Source organism: Enterococcus pseudoavium NBRC 100491, assembly GCF_001544295.1.
In the GTDB taxonomy this organism is placed as follows: domain Bacteria; phylum Bacillota; class Bacilli; order Lactobacillales; family Enterococcaceae; genus Enterococcus_A; species Enterococcus_A pseudoavium.
On record NZ_BCQF01000003.1, the window covers coordinates 81,349 to 100,732 of the forward strand.

A 19,384-nucleotide genomic window follows, 5' to 3' on the forward strand; every position below is an offset into this window, starting at 1 on the left:
ACTATCAAGCCATCAAAGCGCAAATAATTTTTATAAGAGGGGTGAGATCAAGCGGGCGATTCCTTCTTTAAACTTAATGATGGTTCCCCGTTGAGCATACTTTTCTTGCGTTAAAAGTTCGGATTTCAGTGAGTCTTTATCAAATGCTACTCGCAGTTCTCCGGCAAAATTCGCATCATAAATCAGTGTATTTACTTCGAAATCTAATTTGAAAGAACGTACATCGATATTAGCAGACCCGACAGACGCAATTCCGCCATCGATTATCATCGTTTTGGCATGAATAAAACCATTTTCATACGTTTCAATGATCGCTCCGTATTCTAATAATTCTGCCGCAAAGGAATATGTCGCCCAGTAAACCAAAATATGATCAGGTTTGTTCGGAATCTGCATCCGGACTTTGACACCTGATAGCAACGCCAGTTTCAAAGCCTCATGAATTGGAGCATCGGGAATGTAATACGGCGTTTGAATGAGAATTTCTTTTTTGGCCAGATTGATCATTTTTAAATACGTTAGTTTGATTTGCTCATGTTCACTGTCGGGACCGCTACTCACGATTTGCAGCGCCAACTTGCCGTCAGATTCGATTTCTGGAAAATAATCTGGCTGATAAACCAACTCATGTTTTTGTTGGGAATTCCAATCCATTAAAAAACGATTTTGTAACGTATACACAGCATCTCCGTGAATACGCAGATGATTGTCCCGCCAATAGCCGAATTTTTTCACTAAGCCAAGATACTCATCACCAACATTGAAGCCGCCGGTATAGCCTACCATGCCATCAATGACGACAATTTTCCGGTGATTGCGATAGTTCATGCGCGGATTTACATATGGTAAAAAGAGCGGAAAGAAAAAATCAACCTCACCACCCGCTTCAAGCAAAGGCGCAAAAAAACGCCGCTTGACTTGCGTGGAGCCCCATGCGTCTAACAACAGACGAACTTTCACTCCCCTAGCGGCTGCCGCCACCAGGGCATCACGAACTTCAAAGCCCAAATCATCCCCACGATAAATATAATATTCCATATGAATGTGAAAGCGGGCTTGATTGATATCTGCGATCAGTGCATCAAATTTCTCACGCCCATCCGTATAAAGTGTGACATCATTATTTGTGGTATACAACGAACTTTCAAACATCGTCAGCATATAAATCAATTGCCGAGGATCCACTTGGTTCGTGGTTGGTTTCGGAAAAAGCCCTCTTGTTAACGCTCGTTGTTGCTGTTGAACCTCCACATTCATCCCGATTTTTGTCTGCATCTTTAAATCAAAGATCCGTTCTTTAGAAATTCCCTTTCCAAAGAAAATATACAAAATAAAACCGAGAACCGGTATAAAGGTCAGTACCAACAGCCAAGCCCAAGTATTAACCGTGTCCTTGCGCTCACGGAAAACAATGATAAAAGATAAAATTGTATTAATAACTAAAAAAACTAACCCCATATGTTCTGTCACAAAAGACATATTGCCAACTCCTTCTACTAAAGGATAGCCGAGCGAAAGCAGATTGTAAACAATCTGCTTTAATCATTTATCCTTTTTTCTAAACGCAGCACCACCTGAATAAGAGCCTTTTCAGCGAACGCTTTGATAAGATTTTTTCTGGTCCACAGCAATTCTTGCGCCGTCAATAGTTTACTTTGTGCTTAATGTCCGCTCGTAACTTTGATTCCGATAATACCGATAACCAACAGAAGCACAAAAAAGCTAGTTACAATAGACAATTGGTCCTTGAATAGAAAAACCCCAATCAAAATTGAGCCAACTGCTCCAATCCCTGTCCAGATCGGGTATGCTAGACTCAGCGGAAGCGAATGCAAAGACTTAGCTAAAAAATAGAAGCTAGCGATCATGCCGATGATTGTTAGAAGAGAATAGTTTAATTTACTGAATCCTTCACTTAATTTCATCATCGTTGCCCAAAACATCTCAAAAATACCTGCTACAATTAATGATACCCATGCCATAATTTTTCCTCCTTAAAGATAATTACCACCAACTCATAAATTCTCAAGTGTAAAAAACACAAAAAAAAAGGGAGTCCAATTTCTTCAATGACCTAACGAAATTGGCTCCCTTGTTCGGTAGCACATACTATAATTAACGCTATTCTATATCCTTTTCAGTGAAAAGACAAGCTTTGTCTGATCGCTTTTTCAGATATTTCAGAATTTACGTATCGCTCTAATTATCCATCCATAAAATAGCAAAAAACTTCTTCGGAAAAATCCGAAGAAGTTTTGATTGGTTAAACTTTCAAGAAGCGACGCATTGAAATAACTGATCCGATCGAACCAATTAAGTAACCACCGACGGCCATTATAATGTCTAAAATCCAGACAATCTGACTTGGGCGGAGCAATGCCAAATTGGATTGCAGCAAATAAGGAGCTGCCAAGCCATACACTTGTGAGTAACCATACGTTAGAATTAGAATCGGCACGATTGAACCGATCAAACCAATCCAACCACCTTCAAGGAAGAACGGCCAACGAATGTAACCATTTTTAGCCCCGACCAGACGCATGATTTGAATCTCAGTTTTTCGAGAAAGAATCGTAATACGAATAGTATTTGAAATCAAGAAGATCGCCACGAAAACTAACAATGCGGCAGCTGCTAAGCCCCAAGTCCGCACTACTTTCGCCATTTGAATGATGCGATCGGCCGAATTCCCACCATAGTTTGCTCGGAAGACGTTGTGCAGTTGACTAGCCTCGCGCGTTATTGGTCGAATATATTGAGAATCTGTTGCTTTTACAACATACACATCATAAAGCGGATTGCTGTCGCCTTCAAAAAGATCCCAAGCATCACCCATTTGTTTTTGTAATTTTTTTAGTTGGGCTTCTTTACTAGAAAAGGTCACTTTATCGACATGGTTAATGTCTTGTAGTTCTGTTTTGAGTTCTTTTAATTCTTTATCTTTTGTACCGATATCAACAAAGACCGTTACCTCTACGTTACCTTCCACATCCTGAGCTAACTTCGTTGCATTCATGATCACAGCAAGGAAAATCCCTGCCATCGTCAATGTGATTGTCACGGCGCTGACTGAAGCCAAAGTCATCCAACCATTACGTTTGACACTTTTGATACTTTCCAATAAGTGTCGGAAGAAATTTCTAATCATCAAACTCATATTCTCCTTCCGCTTCATCCCGAACGATCAAACCATTTTCAATCGCGATCAAACGATGACGCATCGTATCTACAATCGTTTTGTTGTGGGTTGCCATTACGATCGTTGTTCCTTGATTATTGATTCGTTCTAATAAATGCATGATTTCCCAAGAGGTATCTGGATCCAGATTTCCTGTCGGTTCATCGGCAATCAAAACTTTCGGTGTATTTACGATCGCTCGAGCAATCGAAACCCGTTGTTGTTCCCCACCCGATAGTTCACTTGGAAAGACACGGACTTTATGCTTCAATCCAACAAGATCCAAAACTTCCATCACACGTTTTTTAATTTCTCGTGGCTTACGACCGATAACTTGCATCGCATAGGCAACATTTTCATAGACGGTTTTTCGTGGCAATAATTTGAAGTCCTGGAAAACCACGCCGACATCTCGGCGCAAATAAGGAACTTCTTTATTTTTGATTTTTAATAAATTATGACCGGCAACTTCTAATTTTGTTCCAGAAGTGGCTTTTTCTTCACGATACATTAACTTGATAAAAGTCGATTTTCCGCTACCAGAGGGACCAACGACATAGACAAACTCACCTTGATCGATCCGGACCGAAATCCCACGAACAGCAGTTGTCTTATTAGGATACTTTTTTGTTACATCCTGCATTTCAATCATGCTTATCTCTCCAAATCCTCTTAAATTCTTTGCTATTATAGCACGTCAACATTGCAACTGGCTTTCATTACTTTACAATTTGATTTCATTTTTACTTTTAAGCGTTTTGGGCTAACCGCCATTTTAAGTAAGCATCAATGAAAGGATCCAAATCGCCATCCATAACTGCTTGGACATTTCCTGTTTCGTATTCGGTTCGGTGATCTTTAACCATCGAGTAAGGATGAAAAACGTAGGAACGAATTTGAGAACCCCAGCCAATTTCTTTTTGTTCTCCTCGCAAAGCAGCCGCTTCTTGCTCTTTCTTTTCAATCTCTAATTGATAAAGCTTCGCCTTCAACATTTGCATCGCCGTTTCGCGGTTATGAAATTGGGAACGCTGTGCTTGACTAGCTACTACGGTCCCGGTAGGTAAATGAGTGATGCGGACGGCTGAAGACGTCTTATTGATGTGCTGTCCGCCAGCACCACTGGCCCGATACACATCCACCTTTAAATCATCGGGATTGATCTCGATTTCAATATTTTCGTCTAGCTCCGGCATAACTTCCACCGAACAAAAAGAAGTGTGACGACGACTAGCAGAATCAAAAGGCGAAATGCGGACTAAACGATGGACGCCTTTTTCTGACTTCAAATAACCATAAGCATTCGTCCCCTTAATCATCAAGGTGACACTCTTAATCCCCGCTTCATCCCCTGCTTGATAATCAATCGTTTCAACGGAAAAACCATGCTGCTCGGCCCAACGGGTATACATTCGTAAAAGCATCGAACCCCAGTCTTGTGATTCCGTTCCGCCCGCGCCAGGATGAAGTTCCAAGATCGCATTATTTTTATCATAAGGCTCATCCAACAAGAGTGACAATTCAAAGCCTGAAACTTTTTCTTGTAGCTGAACGAGACCTTCTTCCAGCTCTTTCTGTAGCTCCGAATCAAATTCTTCCTGCTGCATCTCCCACATGACATTTAATTCCTCGGTTTCATTCGCAATTGCTTGAAATTGATCATAGGTTTCCTTAGCAGCGTTATTCCGATTAATTAAAGCCTGTGCTTTTTCTGAATCATCCCAAAATCCAGGAGCGCTCATTTGATTTTCCGCTTCAGCAATATCTTCCTCTAACTGTTCGAGGTCAAAGAGACCCCCTGAAGCTCGTCACTTGCTCTTGCATCATGTCTAACAAATTTCGTATTTCTGCGTTTTCCAAATCGATTCCTTCTTTCTTTGGATAATCATCCGGCTATCCACTAAAGCTTCACTAACAAAAGCAAAACTGTCAAAGGACGAGACATAGCAGCTATGTCTCGTCCCAAAAGTCTTTTCGTAATAAATTACAGTCCTTTGCCGTGGCAGTTTTTATATTTTTTTCCGCTGCCGCATGGACATGGATCATTCCGTCCAACTTTTTCCACATGAACCGGTTTTTGCTTCGTATGTGTTAAATTTTTAGGATCGCCATCGGCCTCTACGGGATGCTCTTGTTGATTTTGCGCAACTTGTTCCCGTTGAACATTTTGTCGAATCTCTGCTTTCATGAAGAGACGTGTGACTTCAAACTCAATCGCACCAACCATATCTTCAAACATCTTGTAGCCTTCTGTTTGATATTCAACCAATGGATTATTTTGTCCATAAGCCCGTAACCCAACCGATTGACGTAATTGATCCATTGCATCGATATGATCCGTCCATTTCGTATCCACGACACGCAAGATGACTACTTTTTCAAATTCCAGTAATTGTTCTGGACTTTGTAATTGTGACACTTTCGTATCAAAGACCGCTTTCGCACGATCATATAGATAATCTTTCATCTCTTCTGGCGTTTTGCCTTCAAAATCAGCGGCTGAAACAGAATCCTCATGGACCAGTGTTGCTCCGGCAAAATCAGCCAAAGCAGCCAGATTCCAATTTTCTTGTTCTAATTGTGTATGAGAATCTACAACCCGAGAAATCGTCCGGCGTACCATATTTAATAAGTTCGGCGTTAAATCTTTTTCCCCCATGATGACATCTTGACGCTGTTTGTAAATAACTTCCCGTTGTTCCCGCATCACGTCATCATATTGCAAGACGTTTTTACGCGTATCGTAGTTATTTCCTTCGACCCGTTTTTGAGCTGATTCTACTTGACGAGTCAACATTTTACTTTGAATGACCGCATCTTCATCTTCCACATTCATGCGATCCAAGAAAGCTTTAATCCGTTCAGAACCAAAACGTTTCATCAAATCATCTTCTAATGAGAGATAAAATTGAGAAACCCCTGGATCTCCTTGACGACCAGAACGTCCCCGCAACTGATTATCGATCCGGCGTGATTCATGTCGTTCAGTACCAATTACTGCTAAACCGCCTAATTCGATGACGCCAAGTCCTAACTTGATATCCGTTCCCCGACCAGCCATGTTGGTAGCGATCGTAACAGAACCTTTTTGACCAGCATTCATGATGATTTCAGCTTCTTTAAAGTGATTTTTGGCGTTCAAGACTTCATGAGGAACTTTTTCCTGATCCAGCATATTGGAAAGTAATTCAGACGTTTCAACTGCAACCGTTCCGACTAGGATTGGTTGACCCTTGCGGTGACGTTCCTTGATATCTTGCACGACCGCTTTGAATTTGCTCTCTAATGTTGGATATAGTAAATCCGCATGATCCTCCCGAACGATTGGACGATTGGTTGGAATTTGAATAACTTCAATATTGTAAATTTCACGGAATTCTTCCTCTTCCGTTTTGGCCGTCCCAGTCATCCCGGCTAATTTTTTATACATCCGGAAATAGTTTTGGAAAGTGATAGTAGCCATTGTCTTCGTTTCGTCTTCGATCTCAACGCCTTCTTTAGCTTCAATCGCTTGGTGCAGACCATCCGAATAACGACGACCATCCATGATCCGTCCAGTAAATTGGTCAACGATCAAGACTTTGCCTTCTTGTACCACATAATCAATATCCCGAATCATAATAAAGTTCGCCCGCAATGCCTGATCCAAATGGTGAGTCAACGCGGTGTTGTCTAAGTCATACAAGTTTTCCAAGCCAAAGTTTGCTTCCGCTTTTTCAATCCCTTGTTCAGTTAACCCAATCGTTTTAGATTGGATGTCGATTTTAAAGTCTTCTTCTTCTTTCAAACGTTTCACAAAGTTATCCGTCCGCGTGTATAGAGCGGTCGATTTTTCAGCAGCACCGGAAATGATCAATGGTGTCCGGGCTTCATCGATCAAAATGGAATCCACTTCATCGACGATCGCATAATTTAAAGGACGTTGAACCATTTGGCTTTGGTAAACCACCATATTATCTCGTAAATAGTCAAAACCTAGTTCATTATTCGTACTATATGTGATATCACAGTTATAAGCGTCACGTTTTTCATCAGCCGTTTTTGAGTTGATGTTTAAGCCGACACTTAGCCCTAAGAAATTATACAGCTCACCCATTTCAGTTGAGTCCCGTGTCGCCAAGTATTCATTGACTGTAACGACGTGAACTCCTTCTCCGCTCAATGCATTCAAATAAACTGGCATCGTAGCTGTTAAGGTTTTCCCTTCACCTGTTTTCATTTCAGGGATATTGCCGTCATGTAAGACGATCCCTCCCATTAATTGAACGTGGTAAGGGTACAGCCCTAAGACCCGCTTAGCTGCTTCGCGTACTACTGCAAAAGCTTCCGGTAGTAACTCATCTAACGTTTCACCCGCTTGATAACGTCCACGGAATTCTTCCGTTTTTCCTCGTAATTGCTCGTCTGACAATTTTTCCATGTCGCTAGAAAATTCTTCGACCTTATCAGCAATCCCGCTTAATCGTTTCAATTCTTTTTTATCATTTTCAATCATTCGTCTCAGAAAGTTTGCCATTCGTTTATCTTACTCCTTTATTTCTATTCATTTTCTATTTTTCGATAGAAACCCGCTAGTATATTTTAGCATTAGTCTTTAAGAAAAGAAACTTATCATCGCGAATAAACCGCGACTTATACAATGATTAATTTTTTTTGGTGTTTCTTTCCTAAGGATTTCAAATACTTTTCCTGAAAAAAGACAAACAAATTCTAAAACTTCATTTTTAATGAAATAAAAAAACCTTCCAGCCTCAACTGGAAGGTTCTAACTTTTTTTAGTCAGTTTCAATTAAACCATATTTGCCATCTTTACGACGATAAACAATACTTGTTCCGTTTGTTTCAGCATCTTCAAAGATAAAGAAATTATGTCCAAGCATATTCATTTGTAAAACGGCTTCTTCACTGCCCATTGGTTTCAATGATAAGCGTTTTGTCCGAACGATTTCTAATTCAGATTCTTCTGAATCCTCTGCGTTCACTAACACTTCGACTTCCCGTTCAGGCACACCGGTTTCACGAGCTTTACGATTAATTTTTGTTTTAAACTTGCGGATCTGACGTTCTAATTTATCCACAACCAAATCAATACTTGCATATAAATCTGGTGAAGTTTCTTCTGCCCGAAGAACTAAGTAAGGTAATGGAATCGTTACTTCAACTTTTGCCGTTTTTTCAGTATAAACTTTCAAATTGACATAAGCAGTTGCATCCGGAACATCAGTGAAGTAGCGTTCTAACTTCCCTACTTTTTTTTCAACGTAATTGCGGATAGCTTCAGTAACTTCGATATTTTCTCCACGAACATTATATTTGAACATACGTATTGCCCCTTTCGTCTTGCCAACTGAAGATAGGAGGAAGGACCACTCTTACCTCTTCTTCTTACCTCTATTATATCGAAATCTAATCCTTTTGCAAAGTAAATCGCTATCAATTTCATAATCAAAAAAAATGCATTTTAACGGGCAAAAGTCAAGCTTTTCACTGTTTTTACTCCATTTTTATAAAGTAATTCGGCACCATGAAAGAGCGTCCGTCCCGTCGTGTAAACATCGTCCACTAATAAAACTTTTTGATTTCTAATTTTTTGATTTGACTCAATCAGTTCGAAAGGCTGTTCCATTTTTAAACGTTCTGCACGTGATTTTTCTGCTTGGGGCGGTCGCTCTTGCCGTTTCAATAATAAGCGATAAGGGATTTTCGTTTCCGCCAAACAACCGCAAACTTGATTGAACCCTCGCTGGCTAAAACGGACTTCAGATAATGGTAAGGGGCAGATTAAATAGTCGCGATAACTTTGTAAGGCTTGCTTAAGCTCAGGGACAAAAGCCCCGCGAATTCGGTAATCCCCTTTAAACTTATAGGCTTTAATCCACTGCCGAAACCCTTCATCATACTGAAACAACGAGTGATTGGCTAAAACAAAGCCTAGTTCTTTCTGCCAACTTTGACAATCTTGACAAAGTTCAGCAACCTGGCCGCGGCCACAACCAGGACACGCCGTCGCGGAATCAATTTTAGTAAATAATTTTTCACATTGCTGACAACGTTGCTTGGTGGAGCAAAATAATTCTCGTAAAGTTAGATTTCCAACCCATTCTTTTTGACAACAGCTACAATGCATCGATCAATCCCCCTGCACGTGCTTGACGATTATTTTCTTCGATTTCCTTGATCGCTGCTTTGATTGCGCTAGTCACTTCACTCGTAATAAAGATAACTTCTGCTTGCGTGTATTCTCCTTTCCGGTCAGCTCGACCGGCGATTTGTACCAAAGCTGCTTGCGTAAAGATCCGATGGGAGGCCTGCAATACAACCACCGAAACATTTTCAAAGGTAACCCCACGTTCTAAAATTGTTGTTGTTAGCAACAACTGATATTTTCCTGCGCGCATATTTTCAACTTTAACCAAACGTTCCTGATCAGCGGCAAAGACAGTCGTCATTTGACACTCGGGAAATTTTTTTGGAGGTAGCAACTGAGCTTCTCTAGAAGTGGAATACTAGGACAAAAAAGGAGCAGATTATTCTTATCCAGTAGTTCTACTAGTTTCACGACTGCTTTTTTGCTCAGTTCAGCCTTTAACAGTCGTTGCTTCAACCGCCAATCAAATAAAAGTTGCGGAACTGGCAGCGGTCGGCGATGATAACGAGCCGGTAAATGATACAAACGGTCGACGCTTTTTTTCAATTGGGGACTAGGTGTCGCACTTAAATAAACCCGTTGGCCCGTTGCTTGTCCGGCTTTACCAACAGCCCGAATCAATAAAGGATCCTGCGCATATGGAAAAGCATCCACTTCATCAACGATCACCAAATCAAAATAGTTTTGGTAGCGTAAAAGCTGATGGACCGTACAAATCACAAAAACATCGCCGGCTTCTTTTTTCTCTTGTCCATGAAAAAGACTGATCGCTTCTTGGGGAAAGGCCTGTGTGAAACGCAAATATAGTTCATTACAGACATCGACTCTGGGAGCGGTAATAGCAATCCGCTTACCTTCTTCCAAAAATTTCTTGAGTAGTAAAAACAACATTTCGGTCTTGCCGGCTCCCGTCACCGCCCAGAGTAAGAACGTACGGCCAATTGCCTGATCGGCAACTAATTTTTGAGCAATTTTTTCTTGCGCTGGAGACAAAATACCTTGCCAAACCAATTTTACTGATCTGGGAGCTATTTTTTTAGCAGGAAAGTAATACAAAAATGTTTGACTGGTCATCCGACCCAAACTCAAACAGTGGGGACAATAGAAAAATCCTGCTGGAACCTTTACTTGCGACAAACTTTCACAACGCTCACAAAAATAGCCCTGCGAAACCTTTTGCAACGCTGGTTTTTTACAGGCATTAGCTAAATCAACGGTCGGATAAAAAGTTTGCCATTCACTGACGGATAATTGTTGCCCGATTGTTTCCATAAGTGCGCCTCCTTTTTAACAAGATACGTATTTTTTCCAGGTGTCATTTAGTTCTGCCCAACAAAAAAGGCGCATGACCAAAATCTAGTCATACTCCCTTTTTACTTTTATTATTTACATTAGCCAATTTGATTTCACTAATTTATTAAACACCACGTATTCCTTTTTAAGATTGACTTGGACCACTTCATAGTTTGCATTTAACCAACCATAAGCACCTTTTTCAGGATGACGATAGTCGTTGGCCCACCAGTCTGGATCTTTTCTTGCCGTTTGCGGTAAGCCGCTGCGAGGGAATAGTAACTCATCAAATTGGGTGAAAGTCAACGTTACTTGCGAACCGTTGTTACTCTTCAAGTAATGGGTAATCCCATCGTATTTTTTGATGCGTGTCATCCTTATCCCTCCACTTTTAAACAAAATCTATTATCCAAACAGCCTTTGGTTGAAACTTGCCCTGCTTTTCTCCTATACTGAGAGATAGAAAAAAACAAAAGCGAGGCAAAATGATGCTGCAAACCTATCGAACGATCAAAGAAGACGATCAACATGAGATTGAAATCAAAAAATCTCGTTTCATCTGCTTTTTAAAACGGATCGAATCCGAAGAAGAAGCTAAAAATTTTATCCAGCAAATCAAAAAAGAACATTGGAAAGCAAACCATAACTGCAGCGCCTTCGTACTAGGCGAACGCAGCGAAATCCAACGCTCCTCTGACGATGGCGAACCTAGTGGAACGGCCGGCGTCCCAATGCTAGAGGTCTTGAAAAAAAATGATTTAATCAATGTCTGCGCCGTTGTCACTCGCTACTTTGGTGGAACAAAGTTAGGGGCCGGCGGACTGATTCGGGCCTATTCCGGTGCGGTTGCCCAAGCGATTCAGGCAGTGGGCGTCGTTGAGGGCCGACTGCAACAAGAAATTTTGGTCCAACTCGATTACCCTAATTGGGGAAAGTTGGAGAATTTCCTTACCGCTAGACAAATTGCTGTGAAAGAAACCCACTTTACTGACCAAGTAATCGTAACCTGTATGATCGATGAAGACAAAACAGATCTTTTTGAAGCCCAAGTCACCGATTTATTAAGTGGCCAGGCACGTTTCACGACCGGTGAGGTCACCTATCATGAAGAAATAATCCAAGAAGCTTAGCTGCTTGGATTATTTTTCTAAATAAAATTCAAAACGACTGCCAACGTATTGCGTCCGGACATACTCAAAGGGACGGCCATCAGCTAAATAGGAGACTTGGCGTAAACGCAAGATCGCATCGCCGCGTTTCATCGCTAAATAATCTGCAATTTGTTCCGAGGCTACTGTCGCTGAAACTGTCTGGTTGGCCCGACCAATTTCGAGGCCTTTTTCCTGCAACGTATGATAGAAAGAATCCGTGATTTCTTCTTTACTGAAGCCCTCCACCAATTTTGCCGGAATACTAGCGACTTCAAAACAAATCGGAACATCATCGGCATAGCGAATCCGCTCCATCCGCAAAACTTGTTCGCCTTGTTCCAAATCTAATTTTTCAGCCTCACTGGAACTAGCCCGTGACCGGAAGAAAGAAATTGTTTTACTAGAAGGAATTTTATTCAACGATTCCATAATATCCGTGAAACTAGTTGTCCCACTCATTTTTTCTTGGACTTTATGACTTGCCACGTAGGTTCCCGAACCGATTTTTCGTTCCAAAATCCCTTCATCGGACAACGTTTGAATCGCTTGGCGCAAAGTCATTCGGCTTACACCGAATTTTAGTGATAATTCTCGTTCAGAAGGCAAACGATCCCCAACCTTCCATACGCCATTTTCAATTTCATGTTTCAATTGATCATGTATTTGAATATAAACCGGCACTTGATTAGCCACGTTCCTTCCCCCCCCGTTCAATTTTCTAATCTTATTATAACTGGTATATACCTAATGCACAACCAAAATCAATTTGTACTCGCGTTGCTGAATCTTTTTTTTAAAACAAAAAGAGTAGACCCAGATTAATTGGTCTACTCTTACGATTAGTTTTTCACTTCTGTTTTTAATTGCTTATTGGCTGTCGCCATCATCAAACGGATGCGATTCAATTGGTTTACAATCGAAACACCCGGATCATAATCGATCGCCGCAATGTTTGATTTAGGGAATTGGTGACGTAATTCTTTGATGACGCCTTTTCCGACCACGTGGTTTGGCAAACACCCGAATGGCTGCATACAAACAATGTTATTCACACCAGTCTTCAATAAATCAATCATTTCCCCCGTTAAGAACCAGCCTTCACCTGTGTGGTTACCGATGGAAAGAATCTTGCTGGCATCCTCAGCCAGCTGATAGATCGAATGGATGCCCGTAAAGCGTTCAGAAGCCCGTAATGCTTTGTCCATTGGTTTTTCCACGACTTCGATCAATTTGATGGCCATTTCGGCTAAGTTTTTATTTTTCTTCGGCATGCCCAGATTGTCATACTTCCAAATTTGGTTGTATAAAGAATAGTTCATAAAACCAATCAAGTCTGGCACTACCGCTTCTGCACCTTCTGCTTCAAGTAAACGGACGATATCATTGTTAGCTGTAGGTGAATATTTCACTAAAATCTCCCCAACAACGCCGACTTTTGGCTTAACCTCATTGGAAATTGGCACTGTATCAAAATCTTTGATGATTTTTTTCATATTTTTATTGAAAAGCGTCAAAGAGCCGTTTCGGACATTGCTCTCGACTTTTTTCAGCCATTCTTCGTGCAACGCATCGATTTGACCTTTTTCCAATTCATAAGGACGGGTCCGATAAACCACACGTTCAAACAAATCACCATAAAGAATCGCGACCACGATTCGTTTTAGCATCGGTAAGGTGTATTTGAAGCCTGGATTGCTTTCTACACCTTTGTTACCAAGTGAAACAGAAACCACCGGAACTTGAGGAAAGCCAGCATCATTTAGGGCTTTACGTAACAATGGAATATAGTTCGTTGCCCGACAGCCGCCGCCGGTTTGACTCATCATCACACTAGTATTGTTTAAATCATATTCACCACTTTGTAAAGCCTCTACTAATTGTCCAATCGAAATAATCGCTGGGTAACAAGAATCATTATTGACGTATTTCAGTCCGACATTGACCGCTTCACGATCCATCGCTGGCAAGCAAACGACATTGTAGCCCGAGGCTTCCAACGCGATATCAAACAAGCCAGATTGATGGATTGGGCTGAGCATTGGTAATAAAAGCGTGTGTTTTTTACGCATTTCTTTTGTAAAGACGATTTTTTCCGGTTCTTCAAAACGTTTGACTGGTTTAAAGTTTGTTTTGTCTCGCTCGCTTACGGCCGCTTTTAACGAACGTAAACGAATCCGGATAGCGCCTAGGTTAGAACCTTCATCAATTTTCAAGACCGTGTAGATTTTGCCATATTGATCCATAATTTCTTCCACTTGATCAGTCGTAACGGCATCTAAGCCGCAACCAAATGAATTCAATTGAACCAATTCAAGATTTTTTGATTTGGCAACCACGCGAGCAGCGGCGTATAACCGAGAATGATACACCCATTGATTCACGACCCGCAAATTGCCGACATCACTTAAATGAGAGACACTATCTTCCGTCAAAACGTGGAAACCTTCTTGCGTAATGACTTCCGCGATGCCGTGATTAATCTCTGGATCCAAATGATACGGACGCCCCGAAAGTACGACACCACGCTCGCCTTTTTGATTGAGCATCAATAAGGTCTCTTCCCCTTTTTGACGAACATCTTCTTTGAAAACCGCTAATTCTTCATACGCGTGATGCAAAGCACTGTCAATCTCCTCTTGGCTGATCCCCAAATCTTGGAAACAGCGCCCTAACACTTTAGCGACAGAGGCTTCATTGGCTAAGTTCAAGTAAGGATTGCGATAATCAACTTTGCCTTCACGAATATCATCGACATTATTGCGAATTACATCGGGATAACTTTGAACGATTGGGCAGTTGAAATGATTATCTGCTTCTTTTGCTTCTTCCCGTTCAAAGACCACTCCCGGATAAAAAATCATTGGTACGCCGCTATCGATCAACGCCTGGATATGACCGTGGGCGATTTTAGCAGGATAACAGGCCGTATCACTAGGAATGGTTTCCATTCCTTGTTCGTACAATTCTTTGTTTGAACGTGGTGATAATTTCACACGGAAACCAAGATCACTGAAAAAAGTATGCCATAAAGGATAATTCTCATACATATTCAAGACCCGTGGAATGCCAATTTCACCACGAGTGGCGTCTTTTTTCCGCAATGGACGATATTTAAACAAACGACGATATTTATAATCGACTAAATTAACTTTTTTATCTTCTTTTTTCACTTTGATCCGGGCACCGCGTTCACAACGATTTCCCGTAATAAATTGGCGGCCATCGGAGAACAAAGTTACCGTTAGCATACAATTATTTTCACATAATCCACAGTGCGTAAACTCTTTTTCAGCCGTAAAACTATCGATCTCTGCTAAAGAAAGTGTAGTCGTTGTTTCCCCAACTTCATAATTTTCTAAAGCGATTAAGGCCGCTCCAAAGGCCCCCATCAAGCCTGCGATGGACGGTCGAACCACTTCGCGCCCAATCACCAATTCAAAGGCCCGCAAAACAGCTTCATTATAAAAAGTTCCACCTTGACAGACGATTTTAGCGCCTAACTCTTCTGGCCGCCGAACTTTGATTACCTTATAAATAGCATTTTTGATGACAGAATAAGACAATCCGGCAGAAATATCTCCCACTGAGGCGCCTTCTTTTTGGACCTGTTTTACTTTCGAGTTCATAAAAACGGTACAACGCGAGCCTAGATCAACCGGTGCCTTTGATTTCAGCGCAGCTTGAGCAAAATCTTCAACTTTATAATTCAATGATTTAGCAAACGTTTCGATAAAAGAACCGCAGCCTGAAGAACAAGCTTCATTCAATTGAATTGAAGATAAGGCGCCGTCTTTAATGGTCATGGCCTTCATATCTTGACCACCGATATCTAAGATGAAATCGACGCCTGGTTGGAAATGATTGGCCGCTTTATAGTGGGCCATCGTTTCCACTTCACCGATATCAACTTTCAAAGCATTTTTAATCAGCTGTTCTCCGTAACCGGTGACCGCCGCTTTCCCGATAAAAACATTTTCCGGTAATTTACTATACAAATCTTTTAACACGGTCATCGTTGTTTCCAATGGCTGACCTTGGTTATTGCCATAAAATGAATACATCAAGTTACCACTATCATCGATCAAGGCAACTTTTGTGGTGGTCGAACCAGCATCGATCCCTAAGAAAGCGACTCCTTCATGTTCAGCCAAATTTTTTTCTGGTGCTTGCGCTTGACTATGACGCAGGCGGAAATCTGCTAAATCTGCTTCATCTTCAAATAAGGGTTCTAACGTATCTGAAGGTGACAAATGGCTATCTTCAGCAGTGGTTAAACGTTGGATTAACCCTGGCAACGTGGTCGTTTCCGCTTCTTCTGAATAAAAGGCCGCTCCCATCGCCACAAAAAGCTGTGGATTTTCCGGGAAAATAACGTTTTCCGGTGCAATATCTAAAGTTTCAATAAACCGCTGACGCAATTCTGACATGAAAAATAATGGACCGCCTAAAAAAGCAATATTCCCTTTGATTTTTCGTCCAGCTGCTAGCCCGGCAATCGTTTGATTCACTACGGCTTGAAAAATACTCGCCGCAATATCTTCTTTTGCTGCTCCTTCATTGATCAAGGGTTGGACATCAGTCTTCGCAAAGACCCCGCAACGTGAAGCAATTGGATAGAGCGTTTTATAATTTTTAGCTAGTTCGTTCACACCATTGGCATCCGTTTTTAACAAAGCCGCCATCTGATCAATAAAAGCGCCCGTACCACCAGCACAACTACCGTTCATGCGTTGCTCCAAAGAACCTTCAAAAAATGTGATTTTCGCGTCTTCACCGCCCAATTCAATCGCTACATCTGTTTCAGGAATTATTTCTTCGACTGTCCGTGTACAGGCGATGACCTCTTGAACAAAAGGAATTGCCAAAACATCCGCTAGACCCATCCCACCGGAACCGGTGATACTCATGGTCATTGCTTGTTGACCGATGACTGCTTCTGCTTCGCGCAAGACACGTTCTGTGGCAGTTTTCACATCTGAAAAATGACGTTCGTACTTCGCAAATAGACTTTCATTTTGTTCATTCAAAATGACCAACTTGACGGTTGTAGAGCCAACATCAATCCCCGCTCGTAATGTCATACTTATTCCTACCTTCCATTTTTAACAACACATGTTGATTAACTTACAAAGTGTTTGTTATACTACTCACGTACATTCTAAAAACATTTTGCAGGTTATGCAATCCCCAAAAAGATTTCATTCGTGCGATAAGCAACATTTCATTGCTATTTGTTGTAAAAATGAAAGGATTTTATCATGGTAAAAAAAATCGATCTCCGAGTAAAACGTACCAATAAAATGATCATGGAAGCCTTTATTCATTTAGTGGAGGTTAAAGGCTACGACAACATCACCATTCAAGAAATCGCCGATGAAGCCATGATCAATCGTGCAACCTTCTATGCTCACTTCAAAGACAAGCAGGATCTCTATGATTTTATTTTTAAACAAGCCATCGATGCCTTTGCGGCCGTTCTCGACCCAGATCAAATCGTCCAAGGCAATCGGTTAAAAGTTCGCAAAATTGAAATGGTCTTGAAAAATATTTACGAACAAATCCAAGCCAATCGAAAATTTTTTCTTACGATTATGGATTCCTCTGGCAATGAAATTTTACGAAAAAAAATTGCCGAAATTCTCGATCAGAAATATGCCCACATTTTTAATCGGTTGAAAATCACCGAAAACGATATCGAAGTTCCGCTTGATTTCATTATTGAGTATATGACCTCGATTTTTGTGGGAACCTTGCATTGGTGGATCACCAGCGATACAGAGATGAGTGCAGATAGTCTTTCTAAACTAGTCGTCAAATTAGTCGGTAATGGCCATCTGACTATTTTAGGAATCGAAATTGATCATTAAGTGAATTGCTCACTCAAATGTTTTAAACATAAAAAGAAACGCCCAGATTTTTCTGAGCGTTTCTTTTTTAATGATTTTTAGCTTTCCATTTGATGGTATGACGGGTTGGTCGGACCGTGCGGACTTGCGGTGCTTGACCTTTTTCTTTGGTTACTTCTAATGAATTGTCTTTAAGTGTACTGTAAGCTTTTGTGACAGCATCAGCCAGCATTTCTTTGATTTCTTCAACTTTATTCATAGTAATGCTCCTTTCTTCGAAAAACGCTTCTTACTAAATGTAGCCTATATTTCAGATCGCTTCAAGCAAGAAAACTTATCTCGAATGATTTTTTAAAGAGCTGGATTCGGTGAGCGGCTCGATGTCTTTCCTGAATACATTTTTTAAACTATCAAAAACTTTAAAACTTGCAGCAGAAAAACCAATGACGCTACAGCAACTATCAATTGAATTTTCAATAGACTGCCTGTATGACATTTAATTGGCTTTTTCTTTCTACCGTTTTGTTATCTAAAGACACAAAAAAAGTGAGTTGCCTCTGCAACTCACTTAACAACTGGGGTAGCTGGATTCGAACCAACGCATGAGGGAGTCAAAGTCCCTTGCCTTACCGCTTGGCTATACCCCAATGGTGGAGGAGAGTGGATTCGAACCACTGAACCCTAAGGAACGGATTTACAGTCCGTCGCGTTTAGCCACTTCGCTACTCCTCCAGCTAGGTTTTTATTATTTAAAAACCCGACTCAGTTATAATACCTAATCTTCAAAAAAAATGCAAGTATTTTTTTCAAAAATTATTCATGTAAATTCCAGTTGCGAATTAATGCTTCAATTCCATCATCTAGCGTCTTATAATTCCCTAATAAATGCCCATCATTATAGGCTTGAAAATTTTTATTTTCAGGAATGACTTCACCGATGATTTTTTTTCCAATCACCAATTGCGTGACTGTTTGTTTTTCCCCGTCAATCAGACGCTCTGTTTCGCTTACCTGAACTTGGATATCTTTGTTCTTTTTAGACATATACTTCCCTCCGTCTTGATTAGTTTATCATACCCTAAAAGAAAAGGACAACTGATTACTCAGCTGTCCAATATATTTAAGGTTGTGTCGTTACTGCTCGTAAAATCTCATACCCATTTTCAATCAATAGTTGTTTGATTTGTTCTGTTTCTTTACTAGCTAACTGAATCTCTAAGACGGTCGCCTGTTTCTTATGATCCACGATCACCGTTAAGATGCTGAAATCATGATCGGCTAAAATCTTGGCTACGCGCGCTAAGACACCTTTTTTATCTTCTAAAATCTTCAGTTGTATCCGCGTGCCACCTTCATGGTAACCGGTCAATTTTAAAAAGGCATCGAAAATGTCGTTGTTCGTAATAATCCCTACCAATTTTCCATCGTCCAGCACCGGTAGAACGTTGATCTTATTCTGACGCATCAAGTAGATCCCGTCTTCTAATTCAGCATCGGGTGCAATTGTTTTGACCGTTGGAATCATTACATCAGCAACAACGGTTTTATTCAATAGATAATTGACTTCATGAACACTTAAGCTGGTCGCCTTTGAAGGCAATGCTTCTTGGATCGTTCCTTCGGTAATCAATCCGACCAATTTTTCATTATCAATAACTGGCAAGCGATGGATATCATATTTTTTCATCAAATCAACGGCATCAAATATTTTAGTGTTTGGTGCCACTGTTACTAATTCTTCTGTCATAAAATCTTTTATGCTCATTTT

18 protein-coding genes and 2 tRNA genes are annotated in these 19,384 nt (G+C 40.8%); 2 read left to right on the forward strand and 18 right to left on the reverse strand.

Features of this window, described 5'->3' with window-relative positions; translation table 11 throughout:
• Positions 1–30: 30 nt before the first annotated feature.
• From cls to EP1_RS02530, 11 genes are all read right to left on the reverse strand, one after another.
• Complete coding sequence (gene cls, locus EP1_RS02485) at positions 31–1,479, reverse strand: cardiolipin synthase (RefSeq protein ID WP_067622930.1); 1,449 nt, start codon at positions 1,477–1,479, stop codon at positions 31–33.
• Between the two features lie 182 nt (positions 1,480–1,661).
• On the reverse strand, positions 1,662–1,982 hold the full coding sequence (locus EP1_RS02490) for a DMT family transporter (protein WP_067622933.1): 321 nt from the start codon (positions 1,980–1,982) through the stop codon (positions 1,662–1,664).
• 281 nt (positions 1,983–2,263) lie between these two features.
• Positions 2,264–3,148 carry a permease-like cell division protein FtsX gene (ftsX, locus tag EP1_RS02495; RefSeq protein ID WP_067623185.1) on the reverse strand — a complete coding sequence of 295 codons (885 nt, stop codon included), beginning with the start codon at positions 3,146–3,148 and terminating at the stop codon, positions 2,264–2,266.
• On the reverse strand, positions 3,141–3,830 hold the full coding sequence (gene ftsE, locus EP1_RS02500) for a cell division ATP-binding protein FtsE (RefSeq protein WP_067622936.1): 690 nt from the start codon (positions 3,828–3,830) through the stop codon (positions 3,141–3,143). Before ftsE ends, ftsX begins: the two co-directional genes overlap by 8 nt.
• A gap of 97 nt (positions 3,831–3,927) precedes the next feature.
• A protein-coding gene (gene prfB / locus EP1_RS02505) for a peptide chain release factor 2 (RefSeq protein WP_157065569.1) occupies positions 3,928–5,038 on the reverse strand; the annotation gives its coding sequence in 2 pieces (ribosomal slippage) (positions 3,928–4,965 and positions 4,967–5,038; 1,110 coding nt in all).
• A gap of 124 nt (positions 5,039–5,162) precedes the next feature.
• Positions 5,163–7,694, reverse strand: coding sequence for a preprotein translocase subunit SecA (gene secA / locus EP1_RS02510; RefSeq protein ID WP_067622943.1), 2,532 nt, complete (start codon positions 7,692–7,694; stop codon positions 5,163–5,165).
• 259 nt (positions 7,695–7,953) lie between these two features.
• On the reverse strand, positions 7,954–8,499 hold the full coding sequence (gene hpf, locus EP1_RS02515; RefSeq protein ID WP_067622946.1) for a ribosome hibernation-promoting factor, HPF/YfiA family: 546 nt from the start codon (positions 8,497–8,499) through the stop codon (positions 7,954–7,956).
• 140 nt (positions 8,500–8,639) lie between these two features.
• Positions 8,640–9,305, reverse strand: a complete 666-nt coding sequence (locus EP1_RS02520) for a ComF family protein (RefSeq protein WP_067622951.1) — start codon at positions 9,303–9,305, stop codon at positions 8,640–8,642.
• Entirely contained in the window at positions 9,295–9,627 is a 333-nt protein-coding gene (locus tag EP1_RS13650) for a helicase-related protein (RefSeq protein WP_245630578.1), read from the reverse strand. The genes EP1_RS02520 and EP1_RS13650 overlap by 11 nt, the downstream gene beginning before the upstream one ends.
• Positions 9,624–10,598, reverse strand: coding sequence for a DEAD/DEAH box helicase family protein (locus tag EP1_RS02525; RefSeq protein WP_245630579.1), 975 nt, complete (start codon positions 10,596–10,598; stop codon positions 9,624–9,626). The genes EP1_RS13650 and EP1_RS02525 overlap by 4 nt, the downstream gene beginning before the upstream one ends.
• A gap of 114 nt (positions 10,599–10,712) precedes the next feature.
• Positions 10,713–10,994 carry a DUF7662 domain-containing protein gene (locus tag EP1_RS02530; RefSeq protein ID WP_067622956.1) on the reverse strand — a complete coding sequence of 94 codons (282 nt, stop codon included), beginning with the start codon at positions 10,992–10,994 and terminating at the stop codon, positions 10,713–10,715.
• Between the two features lie 113 nt (positions 10,995–11,107).
• Between EP1_RS02530 and EP1_RS02535 the strand changes: the two genes are divergently transcribed.
• A complete protein-coding gene (locus tag EP1_RS02535; RefSeq protein WP_067622959.1) occupies positions 11,108–11,749 on the forward strand; it encodes a YigZ family protein in 642 nt (213 codons plus the stop codon).
• 9 nt (positions 11,750–11,758) lie between these two features.
• On the opposite strand, the gene EP1_RS02540 is transcribed toward EP1_RS02535, so the two are convergent.
• Both EP1_RS02540 and EP1_RS02545 read right to left on the reverse strand, forming a co-directional pair.
• Complete coding sequence (locus EP1_RS02540) at positions 11,759–12,463, reverse strand: GntR family transcriptional regulator (protein ID WP_067622963.1); 705 nt, start codon at positions 12,461–12,463, stop codon at positions 11,759–11,761.
• Between the two features lie 146 nt (positions 12,464–12,609).
• The gene (locus EP1_RS02545; protein WP_067622967.1) at positions 12,610–16,851 is read right to left on the reverse strand and encodes a 2-hydroxyacyl-CoA dehydratase; all 4,242 of its coding nucleotides are present in this window, start codon (positions 16,849–16,851) and stop codon (positions 12,610–12,612) included.
• Between the two features lie 177 nt (positions 16,852–17,028).
• Here EP1_RS02545 and EP1_RS02550 point away from each other — a divergent pair, with 177 nt between their 5' ends.
• On the forward strand, positions 17,029–17,637 hold the full coding sequence (locus EP1_RS02550; RefSeq protein ID WP_067622971.1) for a TetR/AcrR family transcriptional regulator: 609 nt from the start codon (positions 17,029–17,031) through the stop codon (positions 17,635–17,637).
• Between the two features lie 67 nt (positions 17,638–17,704).
• Here EP1_RS02550 and EP1_RS13485 read toward each other — a convergent pair whose 3' ends face one another.
• The 5 genes from EP1_RS13485 to EP1_RS02570 all read right to left on the reverse strand — a co-directional run bounded on the left by EP1_RS13485 (position 17,705) and on the right by EP1_RS02570 (position 19,381).
• Positions 17,705–17,875, reverse strand: coding sequence for a hypothetical protein (locus EP1_RS13485; RefSeq protein ID WP_167540737.1), 171 nt, complete (start codon positions 17,873–17,875; stop codon positions 17,705–17,707).
• Between the two features lie 316 nt (positions 17,876–18,191).
• Positions 18,192–18,263, reverse strand: a tRNA-Gln gene (locus EP1_RS02555).
• A 1-nt stretch (position 18,264) separates the two neighbouring features.
• Positions 18,265–18,348: transfer RNA gene (locus EP1_RS02560), tRNA-Tyr, on the reverse strand.
• 81 nt (positions 18,349–18,429) lie between these two features.
• Entirely contained in the window at positions 18,430–18,660 is a 231-nt protein-coding gene (locus EP1_RS02565) for a DUF2969 domain-containing protein (RefSeq protein WP_067622974.1), read from the reverse strand.
• 76 nt (positions 18,661–18,736) lie between these two features.
• Positions 18,737–19,381, reverse strand: a complete 645-nt coding sequence (locus EP1_RS02570; protein WP_067622978.1) for a CBS and ACT domain-containing protein — start codon at positions 19,379–19,381, stop codon at positions 18,737–18,739.
• Positions 19,382–19,384: the final 3 nt, after the last annotated feature.

Bases quoted from the DNA above. Each gene is read 5' to 3' on its own strand.
- EP1_RS02570 (WP_067622978.1), bottom strand. From the start codon at position 19,381: ATGAGCATAAAAGATTTTATGACAGAAGAATTAGTAACAGTGGCACCA.
- EP1_RS02550 (WP_067622971.1), top strand. From the start codon at position 17,029: ATGGTAAAAAAAATCGATCTCCGAGTAAAACGTACCAATAAAATGATC.
- EP1_RS13650 (WP_245630578.1), bottom strand. From the start codon at position 9,627: ATGACGACTGTCTTTGCCGCTGATCAGGAACGTTTGGTTAAAGTTGAA.
- EP1_RS02520 (WP_067622951.1), bottom strand. From the start codon at position 9,305: ATGCATTGTAGCTGTTGTCAAAAAGAATGGGTTGGAAATCTAACTTTA.
- ftsX (WP_067623185.1), bottom strand. From the start codon at position 3,148: ATGATTAGAAATTTCTTCCGACACTTATTGGAAAGTATCAAAAGTGTC.
- ftsE (WP_067622936.1), bottom strand. From the start codon at position 3,830: ATGATTGAAATGCAGGATGTAACAAAAAAGTATCCTAATAAGACAACT.
- cls (WP_067622930.1), bottom strand. From the start codon at position 1,479: ATGTCTTTTGTGACAGAACATATGGGGTTAGTTTTTTTAGTTATTAAT.
- EP1_RS02490 (WP_067622933.1), bottom strand. From the start codon at position 1,982: ATGGCATGGGTATCATTAATTGTAGCAGGTATTTTTGAGATGTTTTGG.
- EP1_RS13485 (WP_167540737.1), bottom strand. From the start codon at position 17,875: ATGAATAAAGTTGAAGAAATCAAAGAAATGCTGGCTGATGCTGTCACA.
- EP1_RS02535 (WP_067622959.1), top strand. From the start codon at position 11,108: ATGCTGCAAACCTATCGAACGATCAAAGAAGACGATCAACATGAGATT.
- EP1_RS02545 (WP_067622967.1), bottom strand. From the start codon at position 16,851: ATGACATTACGAGCGGGGATTGATGTTGGCTCTACAACCGTCAAGTTG.
- EP1_RS02530 (WP_067622956.1), bottom strand. From the start codon at position 10,994: ATGACACGCATCAAAAAATACGATGGGATTACCCATTACTTGAAGAGT.
- secA (WP_067622943.1), bottom strand. From the start codon at position 7,694: ATGGCAAACTTTCTGAGACGAATGATTGAAAATGATAAAAAAGAATTG.
- EP1_RS02525 (WP_245630579.1), bottom strand. From the start codon at position 10,598: ATGGAAACAATCGGGCAACAATTATCCGTCAGTGAATGGCAAACTTTT.
- hpf (WP_067622946.1), bottom strand. From the start codon at position 8,499: ATGTTCAAATATAATGTTCGTGGAGAAAATATCGAAGTTACTGAAGCT.
- EP1_RS02565 (WP_067622974.1), bottom strand. From the start codon at position 18,660: ATGTCTAAAAAGAACAAAGATATCCAAGTTCAGGTAAGCGAAACAGAG.